At 71.1% G+C, this 12,335-nt stretch carries 11 protein-coding genes; 6 read left to right on the forward strand and 5 right to left on the reverse strand.

Going from position 1 to position 12,335, the window contains the following annotated elements:
- The coding region (locus ASF41_RS06875; RefSeq protein ID WP_407067261.1) for a DNA translocase FtsK at positions 1-2,770 on the reverse strand (2,770 nt) is incomplete at its 3' end.
- 282 nt (positions 2,771-3,052) lie between these two features.
- Here ASF41_RS06875 and ASF41_RS06880 point away from each other — a divergent pair.
- From ASF41_RS06880 to ASF41_RS06890, 3 genes are all read left to right on the forward strand, one after another.
- Entirely contained in the window at positions 3,053-5,134 is a 2,082-nt protein-coding gene (locus ASF41_RS06880) for an NAD(+) synthase (protein ID WP_056491903.1), read from the forward strand.
- A 66-nt stretch (positions 5,135-5,200) separates the two neighbouring features.
- On the forward strand, positions 5,201-5,428 hold the full coding sequence (locus tag ASF41_RS06885; RefSeq protein ID WP_056491906.1) for a hypothetical protein: 228 nt from the start codon (positions 5,201-5,203) through the stop codon (positions 5,426-5,428).
- Positions 5,429-5,563: 135 nt separating this feature from the next.
- Positions 5,564-5,977, forward strand: a complete 414-nt coding sequence (locus ASF41_RS06890) for a PilZ domain-containing protein (protein WP_056214043.1) — start codon at positions 5,564-5,566, stop codon at positions 5,975-5,977.
- Position 5,978: 1 nt separating this feature from the next.
- Here the strand turns inward: ASF41_RS06890 and ASF41_RS06895 are convergent, their stop codons facing one another.
- Positions 5,979-6,416: an HIT family protein gene (locus tag ASF41_RS06895; RefSeq protein ID WP_056214046.1), complete on the reverse strand. Its 438-nt coding sequence runs from the start codon at positions 6,414-6,416 to the stop codon at positions 5,979-5,981.
- Positions 6,417-6,796: 380 nt separating this feature from the next.
- Here ASF41_RS06895 and ASF41_RS06900 point away from each other — a divergent pair, with 380 nt between their 5' ends.
- Together ASF41_RS06900 and ASF41_RS06905 are read left to right on the forward strand one after the other, a co-directional pair.
- Positions 6,797-7,543 carry a glutaredoxin gene (locus ASF41_RS06900; RefSeq protein WP_056349872.1) on the forward strand — a complete coding sequence of 249 codons (747 nt, stop codon included), beginning with the start codon at positions 6,797-6,799 and terminating at the stop codon, positions 7,541-7,543.
- Between the two features lie 252 nt (positions 7,544-7,795).
- Positions 7,796-8,779 (forward strand): cation diffusion facilitator family transporter, encoded by a 984-nt coding sequence (locus ASF41_RS06905; protein WP_056214052.1) that lies wholly within the window; start codon positions 7,796-7,798, stop codon positions 8,777-8,779.
- Positions 8,780-8,853: 74 nt separating this feature from the next.
- Here ASF41_RS06905 and ASF41_RS06910 read toward each other — a convergent pair whose 3' ends face one another.
- The 3 genes from ASF41_RS06910 to ASF41_RS06920 form a co-directional block, all read right to left on the reverse strand.
- Positions 8,854-9,825, reverse strand: a complete 972-nt coding sequence (locus ASF41_RS06910; RefSeq protein ID WP_156653225.1) for an alginate O-acetyltransferase AlgX-related protein — start codon at positions 9,823-9,825, stop codon at positions 8,854-8,856.
- Positions 9,826-9,861: 36 nt separating this feature from the next.
- Positions 9,862-10,905 carry a hypothetical protein gene (locus ASF41_RS06915; RefSeq protein WP_056379687.1) on the reverse strand — a complete coding sequence of 348 codons (1,044 nt, stop codon included), beginning with the start codon at positions 10,903-10,905 and terminating at the stop codon, positions 9,862-9,864.
- A 318-nt stretch (positions 10,906-11,223) separates the two neighbouring features.
- On the reverse strand, positions 11,224-11,451 hold the full coding sequence (locus tag ASF41_RS06920) for a hypothetical protein (RefSeq protein ID WP_056214060.1): 228 nt from the start codon (positions 11,449-11,451) through the stop codon (positions 11,224-11,226).
- 348 nt (positions 11,452-11,799) lie between these two features.
- Between ASF41_RS06920 and ASF41_RS25970 the strand changes: the two genes are divergently transcribed.
- Positions 11,800-12,300, forward strand: a complete 501-nt coding sequence (locus ASF41_RS25970; protein ID WP_244479583.1) for a hypothetical protein — start codon at positions 11,800-11,802, stop codon at positions 12,298-12,300.
- The last annotated feature ends 35 nt before the right edge of the window (positions 12,301-12,335 follow it).

Here is a 12,335-nt window from a genome sequence, read left to right on the forward strand (position 1 = left end):
CCTTGCCCGCCACCATCATCAGGTCGGCCATCTCGTCGACCACGATCACGATGTAGGGCAGCGCCGACAGGTCCATCTCCTCCGTCTCGTAGACGGCCTGGCCGGTCTCGCGGTTGAAGCCGGTATGGACCTCGCGGGTGATGGTCTCGCCCTTGGCCCGGGCCTCCGCCATGCGGGCGTTGTAGCCGTCGATGTTGCGCACGGCGATCTTGGACATCTTCTTGTAGCGCTCCTCCATCTCGCGCACGGCCCATTTGAGGGCGATGACCGCCTTCTTCGGGTCGATGACGACGGGGGAGAGCAGGTGCGGGATGCCGTCGTAGACGGAGAGCTCCAGCATCTTCGGGTCGACCATGATCAGGCGACACTCCTCCGGCTTCATCCGGTAGAGGAGCGACAGGATCATGGTGTTGATGGCCACGGACTTGCCCGAGCCCGTGGTGCCGGCCACCAGCAGGTGGGGCATCTTGGCCAGATCCGCGATGATCGGCTCGCCGCCGATGTTCTTGCCCAGGCACAGGGCGAGCTTGTGCTTGCTCATGCCGAAATCGGCCGAGGCGAGGAGTTCGCGCAGGTACACGGTCTCGCGGGTGTCGTTGGGCAGCTCGATGCCGATGACGTTGCGGCCGGGGACCACGGCGACGCGGGCGGAGACCGCCGACATCGAGCGGGCGATGTCGTCCGAAAGCGAGATCACGCGGCTCGACTTGGTGCCGGGCGCCGGCTCCAGCTCGTAGAGGGTGACCACCGGGCCGGGACGCACGGCCAGGATGTCGCCGCGCACGCCGAAATCCTGCACCGTCTGCTGGAGGTTGAGGGCGTTCTGCTCCAGCACGTCGGCATCGACCTCCTCCGTCTCGTTCAGGGGCGGCTCGGCCAGGAGGTCGAGGGCGGGGTGCTCGTAGTCGGCGTTCTCCACGAAGGACATCGGCACGTGCCGGCCGGCCGGGATGAGGAGCGGGCGCTCGGGCAGGATCGCGCGCGGCATGTGGACGGCCGGGACCTCCGGCGCCGCGACGGCCTCCGCCGCGGGGGCGGACGCCTCGGCCTCGACCGGGACGGACCCCTCGACCGCGTCGGTCGACGCGACCGAATCGGTCGACGCGACGGGCGTCGGAGCCTCGATCTCGGGCTCGGGGGCGGACAGGCCCTTGGGATTGCGCAGCAGCACCGGGCGCGCCGGGATCGGGGTCGGCACGAAGGCGGGCTCGGCCGCCCGGGGCGCCGCCGCGACGAGGGCAGGGACGACGGGGGCAGGGACGACAGGGGCAGGGGCGACAGGCGCCGGCTCGAAGGGCGCGACCGGCACGAACGGCATAGCCCCCGGCAGGGCAGGGGAGGGGGCCGGAAGCGGAGCCGCGACCATCGGGGCGGCCACCAGGGCCGCGGCGCCGACGGGGGCGGCCGGACGGCCGGCGCGGATCGCCGCGCGGGCCGCCATGGCGTGGAGCGGGGTGGAACGGACCGGCGCCGCCCCCGGAACCGCGTTGTCCTGGCCTTCGACCGGGCGCGGCGGGCCGAAGGGCTCGAACCGCACGAGGTGTTCCAGGCGGTAGCCCGCCCGGGCCGGCGCCGTCTCGGCGGTCGCGTCGGCCGGGGCGGAGGCCGCGGGCTCGACCCGTGCCGCAGCGCCGTCGAAGGCCCCGCGCTCGGAGACGGGGCTTTCGGCGGTGGCGATCTCGGAGGGGACGATCTCGGAGGGGACGATCTCGGAGGCGGCGATCTCGGACGCCGGCAGCGGGGCGGGCTCGGCCTGGATCGCCGACCAGGCGTCGAGGGCGGCGCCGTCGCGGCCGTCGAACCAGGCCTGGACCTCGGACCAGTCCGGCACGTCCGACCAGTCGCGATCGTCGGGGATCACGGCCGTCTCGACGGGCGCGGTGTCTGCGGGGGCGGTCTCGGCGAGAGACGTTTCGGCGAGAGAGGTTTCGACAGGGACGGCCTCGACCGGCGCAGGCTCCGGCGCGAGCGCGGCGGGAGCCTCCGGGTCGGGACGGACCTGGCGCCGGTCGGGGCTGCGGAAGAAGCGCACGCCGGGGGGGGCGACGAAGGGCTGGCGCCACAGGGGCTCGGGCACCTGGGCGGCCAGGGCCTCGGCCTCCGCCTGCGCCGCGCGGGCGGCCTGCTCCCGCGCCTCGGCCTCGAGCCGGAGCGCGTCCTGCTCGGCCTGGAGGCGCAGGGCCTCCGCCTCGGCCTCCGCATGGGCCTGGGCGCGGGCGGCGCGCTCGGCGTCCAGCGCCCGCTGGCGGCGCTCGTGCAGGACGGGATCGGGGGTGCGGGTGTAGCGCACGGCCGGTCCGGCCGGGGCCGCCGCGGCAGGGGCCGGGGCCTCGCCGGCCTCGGGCATGATCGCGGCCGGGCGGCGCGGGGTCCGGATCAGGACGCGGGGCGCGGGCGTGTCGGCCTCCATCTGGCAGTCGTCGAACCCGACCGCGGGGGCGGCGCGGCGCGGGATCATGTCGAGGGTGGCGCGGTCGTCGAAGACCTGGGCCGGCCAGGCCTGGATCGCGGGGGCGGGCCGGAAGGCGAGGCCGACCTCGTTGCGGCCGACGAGGGCCTGCGGGCTCGTCATCCAGCTCGGGGTCGGGCGGGTGGCCGCCACCGTGTAGTCCGGCCGCTGCGGCGGGCCGGCGAGGCGGCGGGAGAGGGTCGCCCGCAGGTTCATCAACCGGTGCGCCAGGGCGCCAATCGACAGGCCGAGGCGGTCGCTGCCGCGAACGGGGCGCGAAGGATCACGATGGGAGTAGGGGAGCCGTCCCGATGCGCGCATGATTGGCCGGATGTACTCAAAACGGGTCCGCCGCCGGGAGCGGCGCGGTTCAGCGCTGAGTTAGGGGCATCGTCGTTAACAGACGCTTGATTTGACCGCGCGACCGAGGCCCGATCGCCTGAACCGGGACCACCGAACCGCGCCCGTCGAACCCGGAGCCCCCTCGCCCGGCCCCTCGCTGGGCCCCTCGCTGGGCCCCTTGGCACGCCGCCGAACCCTTGCGCTGGAGGCGGATGGCGGCAGGGGTTAAGGTGCGGCGCGATCAGTCCGGAGCCCCGCCCCTTGCCCAGTCCCTCGGCGACCACGTCCGCCCCGGCCGATCCCGGCTTCCGCTCCCTCTACCGGCACGGCTTCGCCCGGGTCGCCGCCTGCACCACCCGCAGCCACCCGGCCGACCCGGCCCGCAACGCTGCAGGCATCCTCGCGCTCGCCCGGTCGTGCGACGAGGCCGGGGTCGCCGTGGCGGTGTTCCCGGAGCTCTGCGTCTCGGCCTACGCCATCGAGGACCTGTTCCTGCAGGTTACGGTGCTCGAGGCGGTGGAGGCGGCGGTGGCGCGCCTCGTGGCGGATTCGGCCGCGCTCCAGCCCGTCCTCGTCGTCGGCGCGCCCTTGCGCTGGGGCCACCGGCTCTACAACTGCGCCCTGGCCATCCACCGCGGCCGGCTCCTCGGGGTGATTCCGAAGAGCTTCCTGCCGACCTACCGGGAGTTCTACGAGAAGCGCCACTTCGCCTCCGGCGCCGGGATCGCGGGCGAGAGCATCCGGGTCGCCGGCCTGGAGGCGCCCTTCGGCACCGACCTGCTGTTCGCCGCCGCGGACGTGCCCAATCTGGTGCTCGGCGTCGAGGTCTGCGAGGACCTCTGGGTGCCCGCCTCCCCCGGCATCGACGCGGCCTTGGCCGGCGCCACTGTGCTCGCCAACCTGTCGGGCAGCCCGATCACGGTGGGCCGGGCGGACTCCCGCGCGCTGCTGACGCGGGCCGCCTCGATGCGCTGCCTCTGCGCCTACGTCTACGCCGCCGCCGGCACCGGCGAATCCACCACCGACCTCTCCTGGGACGGGCAGACCAGCATCGACGAGAACGGGGAGCGCCTCGCCGAAGGGCCGCGCTTCGCGTCCGAGCCCGTGATGACCCTGGCCGACATCGATCTCGGCCGCCTCGCCCAGGAGCGGCTCCAGATGGGCAGCTTCGACGATTCGGGCCGTGCCGCGCCCCGCGGGCCGACCTATCGCCGGGTGGCCTTCCGGCTCGATCCGCCGGCCGGCGACCTCGGCCTGCGGCGCACGGTCGAGCGCTTCCCCTTCGTGCCCGCCGATCCGGCCCGCCTCGCCCAGGATTGCTACGAGGCCTACAACATCCAGGTGGCGGGCCTCGCCCAGCGCCTGGAGGCGACGGGGACGAAGAAGGTCGTCATCGGCGTCTCGGGCGGCCTCGATTCGACCCACGCCCTCATCGTCGCGGCCAAGGCCATGGATCGGCTCGGCCTCCCGCGAACAAACATCCTGGCCTACACCCTGCCGGGCTTCGCCACCTCGGAGGGCACCAAGACCAACGCCCACGCCCTGATGCGGGCGCTCGGCACCACCGCCCGCGAGATCGACATCCGCGAGGCCGCCACCGTGATGCTCACCGGGATGGACCACCCGTTCGGACGCGGCGAGCCGGTCTACGACGTCACCTTCGAGAACGTGCAGGCGGGCCTGCGCACCGACTACCTGTTTCGCCTCGCCAACCAGAACGGCGCCCTCGTGATCGGCACCGGCGACCTGTCGGAACTGGCGCTCGGCTGGTGCACCTACGGCGTCGGCGACCAGATGAGCCATTACGGCGTCAATGCCGGGGTGCCCAAGACCCTGATCCAGCACCTGATCCGCTGGGTCATCGCCTCGGGCCAGGTCGGGCCGGAGGTCGGCGTCACCCTGCGGGCGATCCTCGCCACCGAGATCTCGCCCGAGCTGGTCCCGGTGGACGCGGGCGCGACGCCGCAGAGCACGCAAGGGGTGATCGGCCCCTACGCGCTGCAGGATTTCAACCTGTTCTACACCCTGCGCTACGGCTTCCCGCCCGCGAAGATCGCCTTCCTGGCGCTGCACGCCTGGGGCGACGCGGGCACCGGGTCCTGGCCGCCGGACTTCCCGGACTCCGAGCGCGGCGCCTACGACCTGGGAGAGATCCGGCGCTGGCTCGCGGTCTTCCTGCAGCGCTTCTTCGGCTTCAGCCAGTTCAAGCGCTCCGCCCTGCCCAACGGACCCAAGGTCTCGGCCGGGGGCTCCCTGTCGCCGCGCGGCGACTGGCGCGCGCCCTCCGATGGAAGCGCCCGGCCCTGGCTCGAAGACCTAGCCCGTAACGTTCCGGAGACCTGATCGACACAGTGCTGTCCGATTGCCCGCTTAGGGCGTAGCTTGGGTGGGCGAATCGGAGATTGACCGATGCAGAATTACAACGTTTTCTGCCTCAGGAGCATCGAGGGCCTGTGCTGCGCCGTGCCGGAGAGCCGCGCCGTGCCGCCCTTCCTCGGGAACGGCCGCTGGGCCTTCGGCGGCAAGCTCGCGGCGGCGGGCGACGCCCCGGCCGATTTCGACGACCGCGCGGCCGAGACCGCCGTGCGCTTCAACGGCTTCTACCTGTTCCAGACCATGGACAGCCGCTTCCACTGACCCGAAGGGAGAACGCGGCATCCGGTCCGCCGCCGCGCGCGCGCATCGCGGCGATCATTCCTTAAGGGGCGCCGTGCCAGGGTGCCCCGCATGGGACGCGGAGTCGGAGACCGCCCCAGGGTGGAGCAGCACGGCATGTCGGAGCATCGCAGGGAGTCGCGCCTGAGGACCTTCCTCAAGGGCCGGATCATCTTCAACAAGGGTGCCTCGACCATGGACTGCCTGGTCCGGGACCTGTCCGCCTCCGGCGCCCGGCTCGCCCTGACCGAGACCTCGACGCTGCCCGAGAGCTTCGATCTCTACATTCCGCAGAAGGACCGGACCTACCGCGCCACCCTGTGCTGGCGCCGAGCAGACGGCATCGGCATCACCTTCGTGGACGAGGCCGCGCCGGCGCCCGTGCCCGTGTCCGTGCCCGCCGCGGCTCCGCCCCCGGCGGACGAGGCCGCCGCGATGCTCGCCCTGGTGCGCCGGATCAGCGAACTCGAGGCGGAGAACGCCGCCCTGCGCCGGCTCCTCGCCAGCCCGCCGGTGAGCGGCGCCGCCTGAATCAGCCGGCCGCGAGGGCCGCCCGGATGCGGGCGGCGTGCTCCGCCAGGACCGCCCGGTCCGCCATGCCGCCCGTGTGGCGCTGAAGCGGCACGCCCTCGAAGCGCGGCACGATGTGGACGTGCAGGTGGAACACCGTCTGCCCGCCGGCCGGCTCGTTGTACTGGAACACCGTGAGCCCCTCGGCCGCGAAGGCCGCCTTCACCGCCCGGGCGACGCGCTGCACCGTCCGCGCCAGGGCCGCGAGGGCCTCCGGGTCGGCGTCGAGGAGGCCCCGCGCCGGGGCCTTGGGAATCACCAGGGTGTGGCCGTCCCCCTGGGGCATCACGTCCATGAACGCGAGGGTGTCGGCATCCTCGTAGACCCGCTCGGCGGGAATCTCCCCACGCAGGATCTTCGCGAAGACGTTGTCGGGATCATAGGCGGGCGTGACGGTCATGCGGCCGGCTCCGGTGAAGGTTCGACGGGGTCGGCGCGCACGATGCACAGGCCGACCAACCCCGTCCACCTCATCCCGGCCTCCTTCGTCCCAGACCTGGGCGGTCGCGCCGTGGGACCGCGCCGTTTCGGCGCTCACGGCGCTTCGCCCCCCCGATCTCGCCGCACGGACGTCGCGTCGGACGCCTGCCGAAGGGCCGCCCCTTTGCAACCCAGGATCTTTCTTGCGCCTCCGCTGCAACGAATCGTTCGTACCCCCTTGACCTTCCCACTATGGGAAGCCCCATCTACGCACCGGCCGCCGGTGCATCCCGCCGCGCGGCCGACCCGGCGGAGTTTCGAACCGCCTCCCGGGCCGGGTCACCCGTCGAGGAGCCCCAGATGTCGAGTCCCGCCCGGACGGCCACCCTGTTCCGCATGGTGATGCCGGAGCACACCTGCCCCTACGGCCTGAAGGCCAAGGACCTGCTCGAGCGCGAGGGCTTCGCGGTCGAGGACCGCTGGCTGACGACGCGGGAGGAGATCGACCGCTTCAAGGCCGAGCACGACGTAAAGACCACGCCGCAGACCTTCATCGCCGGCCAGCGCGTCGGCGGTTACGACGACCTGCGCCGGCATCTCGGCCGGTCCGTTCCGGACCCCCAGGCCACGACCTACACGCCCGTGATCGCGGTCTTCGCCATGACCGCGCTGATGGCGTCGGCCGCCAGCCACGCGGCCTTCGGCTCCCCCTTCACCGTGCGGGCGGCGGAATGGTTCATCGCCCTCAGCATGTGCGTGCTGGCGATCCTGAAGCTGCAGGACATCGAGCGCTTCTCGTCGATGTTCCTGGGCTACGACCTCCTGGCCAAGCGCTGGGTGCGCTACGCCTACGCCTATCCGTTCTGCGAGGCGCTGGCCGGGCTCCTGATGCTGGCCGGGGCCCTGTCCTGGCTCTCGATCCCGGTGGCGCTGTTCATCGGCACGGTGGGGGCGGTCTCGGTGTTCAAGGCGGTCTACATCGACAAGCGCGAACTGAAATGCGCCTGCGTCGGCGGATCGAGCAACGTGCCGCTCGGCTTCGTCTCGCTGACCGAGAACCTGATGATGGTCGGGATGGCCCTCTGGATGCTGGTGATGGCGGCCTGATCCACCGGCCCCCCGATCCCTCGGTGGGGTGCGCCGTCGGCGGCTTGCCCCAGGAGGGGCCCGATGCGCGAAGCCGGGCCAGGGAACATCCCGCGCGGAACCGTCGGGGACGGAGAACCTTCCGAGGCTCCCGTGCGTTGGATGCGCTTCGCCCCAGCGGCAACGCTTGTCCGAACGCCGCGCCCTGCCGGCGGGTCGGGCCCGCGTCGCCGCAGGTCCGACCGATCCCCCCCCCGAGAGCATCGCCATCGCATGGCCCACGAGAGCACCAGCGCCATCTACACCGCGGCCGGGGCCAACCTCGCCATCGCGGCGGCCAAGTTCGTCGGCGCCTTCCTCACCGGCAGCTCGGCGATGCTGGCCGAGGGCGTCCACTCGGTGGTCGACACCACCAACCAGATCCTGCTCCTCATCGGCCTGAAGCGGTCGCAGCGTCCGGCCACGGCGAAGCACCCGTTCGGCTACGGCCGCGAGGTGTACTTCTACGCCTTCATCGTCGCGCTGTTCATCTTCCTCGGCGGCGGTGCCTTCGCGGTCTACGAGGGCATCCACAAGCTCCAGCACCCCGAGCCCTCGGTGGACGCCGTGGTCTGGGGCTACCCCGTCTCGGGCTTCTGGGTGAACGTGGCGATCCTGGGCTTCTCGGTGATGGCCGAGGGCTATTCCTGCTTCGTGGCCCTAAAGGCGTTCTGGGCAGAGAAGGGCCAGCGGCCGCCGCTCGCCGCCATCCGCCGGAGCAAGGACCCGGCCTTGTTCACCGTGCTGGCCGAGGACGTCGCCGCCCTGATGGGCCTCGTGGTGGCGCTGGCCGGCGTGATCCTGGCGCGGGTCCTCGACATGCCCGCCCTCGACGGCTGGTCCTCCATCGGCATCGGCCTGATCCTGATCGGGATGGCGGCCTTCCTGATGATCGAGACCCACGGCCTCCTCATCGGCGAGGCCGCCGACCCGGAGCTCGTGGCGGCGATCCGCGCCGTGGTGCGCGACGAGCCGGGCGTCCACCACGTCAACACCGTGCTGACCCAGCATCTCGGTCCGTCCGACGTCCTCGTGAACGTCAGCCTCGACATGGACGACGCCCTCAGCGCCGGTGCGATCGAGGCCATGGTCTCCCGGGTCGAGGCCCGGCTCAAGGCGCGCAGCCCCGACGTGACGCGGGTGTTCATCGAGGTCCAGGCCCGGGCGACCCCGGCCCCGGACGCCCTCGGCGCCGCCCCGGCCTCGGCCAACGCCTGACGGGGGACGTCAGCGGCCTTCTCGGCCGCCCTCGGTGATGGACCGGCGCCTTCGGGCCCGGAGCCGTGGCGCGCCTACGGCTCGACCGCGTAGGTGTCCGCCGTCACCTGGCGCAGAAACCGCTCCGCGATCTGGCCGATCAGGATGTCCGGCTTCACGCGGGCGAAATAGGCCCAATCCACCGCCGGCGACCAGATGAAGTGCACCTCCCGGAAGGTCTCGGCCAACATGACGACCAGGCTCGCGGCGGGAAAGTCCGCATAGGAATCGCCGACCAGCATCAACGTCCGGGGATCCGCGCGCGCACTGGAATTGCGATAGACGTGATGGATTCCCCGGTGCGAGGCGGTCTGCCGCGACTCGTACAGCAACGCCTTCGCGTTCGCGTAAACCCGCGTGGCCTCCGATTGCAGGCTGTAGAAGGTCCGATCTTCCGAGATCGCGGGCTCGAACTTCGATCCGAGATCACCGGCGGACCGCTCCTGGCGGCGCTCCCTGAGGTGGAAGTCGTCGACCGCCCTCGCCCGACAGGCCCGGCAGATCTGCCGATAGGCGATCTGGCAGCCCGCCAGCGTCCAATGCGTATCCGTCCTCTGATACAGATCGCCGTCCGAGCGATGCGCGCGCAGGTGCGGAGACAGCTCGATATAGGATCGGCGCAGGATCGGATGGAACAGCAGCCCCCGGTGCAGGCGGTTGCAGAGAGACGATCGCGGATCGATCGACAGATCTCCGAGCTTATTGTCGTAGATGTAGATCTTTTCCGGCGCGATCATCGTGAAATACTCGCACCCTGCTTTTTTACAGGCACGATAGCGACGCGCGAAGACATCCCGCCAAGCTTGAAGCTGGATGTCGATGTGGGGATTTTTTCGGGTCTGGGCGAGGACCCTGTTGGTTCCGCCGACGAGAAAGAGCCATCCGTCGACACCGCGATGAACATCGTCCTCGGACATGGCTCGGGTCGGGCTTTCAGAACGTCGCGGGCACAGGATGGGTGGGAAACCGGACGGCCGGGAGGCCCGCGGACCGCCCTCGACCGGCACGCCGCGCCCGGCGTCGAACGGCGACCCCGGCGTCGATCATTGCCAGCTCTTTCCGACGGCATGCCGAACGGCATCGGAAATCACCGTGTCGAACGCGACCATGTCCCGCGCGGCGTCGACCGATCTCAACAGGGCCGCGAGCGAGAGGACGTCCTCCGAAGGCTTCGGATGCGACATCGCGATGGGAGCGACCCCCAGGCGGTCGAGGAGCGCGGTATAATATTCGCTCGTGTAGTCGCTGTGCCCCACGACCTTGATCCGCGAGATGATCTCCATGGCGACGATGGAGTTGCCGGGCGCGAACGGGTCGCTCGGCGAGCGGGTTCCGAATTGCCGGCAGAGCGGGTTGTAGAGGAAGCGGTAGCACGGCTCGGGTAGCATCCGCAGGAAGCGCTTGATGTTTCGGCTGTTCGACAGATCGTACTCCGCCGCGAAGCGGACGGATTCCAGCATCCCGCCCAGGCGCCAGTTCTGCGCGGGGTCGTCCGTGATCGCCTTCTTCGACTGAAGCCACCGCATGCGGGCGGCCATTTCCTCGAAGGGGTCCTGGATGAGGACGCCGCTCACGCAATGGTCGTCCTGGAAGAACACCTCGTAGCGGGGAAAGATCACGGCCCCCGTGATGAGCGACGACGTCAGCCAGGGGCCCTGCATGATGCTCTGCACGACCTCTTCCGAAAGCCGGTCGACGTTGAAGTAGCTATACTGGAAGAGATCGAACAGGTTCTGTTCGACGAAGGTATTCTTCTGAACGGTCGTGGTGATGCTGATCAGCTTGGCCGGCAGGAAAACCTTCTCCCGAATGGACCGGTAGATCAGGATGTTCGTATCGGCATCGAAGATCTCGATCCGGTTCGCGGAAGCGAGCTCCGGCAATTCCTTCTCGGTGATCATGTAGACGCATTGACCGGTCGAGTGCCAGCCATTCGCGCGGATATTGTCGTCGGTGATCCAGGCCGACAGTTCCGCGGTCCGGCGCCCGTCGACGGAGACGAAAACCCTGCTGATCGCACGCGGATTGTCGGGCGCCAGCCAGAAGTGAATCCCTCCACTCACATCCTTGTTGACGAAAAATCTCATCGTTGGGTCCTAAGGAACACCCGCTCGGATCGCCCGGCCGGCAGGCCTGACACATGCCTGTACCAAGGAAGACACCGCGACCTTCCGAACCCTTCGCAGCGGACCGTCGCGCCGAGCCGGATGCCTGGGCAGGCCCGTCCGATCGATCGAGGGGCCCGGGCCCCGGGTCCCGCGGCCAGCACGGACGATCGACCGGACCCGTCGCCGGACGGCCACCCCGACCCGCCTCGGCATCGGGGGCCGCGTTCTCGCATACCCGGAATTCTTTCGTCCAGCGCCATCGGGTCTCACGGACCATCCGGGCGGCGGGCGCCCCGCTCAGGCGAGCTCGAGTTCGAGGGCGACGTCGGTCAGGTAATAGGCGATGCGGCGGCGCGCCTCCGGGTCGGTGCAGGCGACGCTGAAGCCGACGGTGAGGGTCTGGCCCGCGTAGCGACGCAGGACCGATTCCGCCATCAGGGCCGCCTCCCGCTCGGCCATCGCGGTCAGGACGCGGCGCCCGTCGCGGGTCTCCAGGGTCACGCGGTAGGTCTGGGCGTTCATCATGGATCAGTCCCTGCGAACGGGAACGGTGACATCGACCGGATCCGCGCAACGGCCCGAGCAACGGCGGAGACGGCAAGACCGATCCACGCAGATCGATCACCGCAGACCGATCCACGGCGATGCAGACGGTGATGCAAGGTTCGAACCTCCGGCCGCGCCCCCGGTTCGCGGACTCTCGACCATGTGAACTCGGGGCGCGGCGCTCCGCGCCGAGACGGACGGGCCGGGGCCGCCCGGGCGGGCGAAGGCGGCCGGAACCGTCGCCGAGACCCCGGCATTACGCTTTTCCGCGCCGCTCCCGGCCTGCGGGGCAGGGCCCGGGCCGTGCGGGCGAACGGAGGTGAGCGCATGACGATGTCCCGATGGACGGCGTCCGGATTCGTGGCTTCGGCCCTGGTGGTGGCCTGCCTTTCGGCACCCGCCCGCGCACAGGCCGACGCAGGCTCCGGGGCGTCGCCCCCCACCAAGCCGCCCGTCCCCACCAAGACGCTGCTGCACGGCAATTACTGCGGGCCGGGCAACAACGCCCCGCTCGCACCCATCGACGCCCTCGACGCGGCCTGCGCCCGGCACGATGCCTGCACGCCGGATGAGGGCCTGCCCGCGCGGGCGTGCAACCTGCGCCTCCAGGCGGAGGCCGAGGGCGTCGCCCAGGATTCCCAACAGCCCGCCCCATTGCGGGCGCTGGCCGGCGTGGTCGCCTCGGGGGCCGCGATGATGCCCTTCGACCCGGCCCGGCCCACCCTCGCCCCCGCCCGGGTCCAGCCCGAGGGGCGCGCGCCCCTCGTGCGGGAGCCCTACCGGTCGGGAGACGATGACGGCGAGGCCGACGAGGCGGCCCCCGAGTAAGGGGCGCCGCCCGCGCCGGTGCCCCCGCAATGCCG

Source organism: Methylobacterium sp. Leaf111 (assembly GCF_001423285.1).
In the GTDB taxonomy this organism is placed as follows: Bacteria; Pseudomonadota; Alphaproteobacteria; order Rhizobiales; family Beijerinckiaceae; genus Methylobacterium.

Bases quoted from the DNA above. Each gene is read 5' to 3' on its own strand.
- ASF41_RS06885 (WP_056491906.1), top strand. From the start codon at position 5,201: ATGCAGAATTACAACGTTTTCTGCCTCAGGAGCATCGAGGGCCTGTGC.
- ASF41_RS06890 (WP_056214043.1), top strand. From the start codon at position 5,564: ATGTCGGAGCATCGCAGGGAGTCGCGCCTGAGGACCTTCCTCAAGGGC.
- ASF41_RS06895 (WP_056214046.1), bottom strand. From the start codon at position 6,416: ATGACCGTCACGCCCGCCTATGATCCCGACAACGTCTTCGCGAAGATC.
- ASF41_RS06900 (WP_056349872.1), top strand. From the start codon at position 6,797: ATGTCGAGTCCCGCCCGGACGGCCACCCTGTTCCGCATGGTGATGCCG.
- ASF41_RS06905 (WP_056214052.1), top strand. From the start codon at position 7,796: ATGGCCCACGAGAGCACCAGCGCCATCTACACCGCGGCCGGGGCCAAC.
- ASF41_RS06915 (WP_056379687.1), bottom strand. From the start codon at position 10,905: ATGAGATTTTTCGTCAACAAGGATGTGAGTGGAGGGATTCACTTCTGG.
- ASF41_RS06920 (WP_056214060.1), bottom strand. From the start codon at position 11,451: ATGATGAACGCCCAGACCTACCGCGTGACCCTGGAGACCCGCGACGGG.
- ASF41_RS25970 (WP_244479583.1), top strand. From the start codon at position 11,800: ATGACGATGTCCCGATGGACGGCGTCCGGATTCGTGGCTTCGGCCCTG.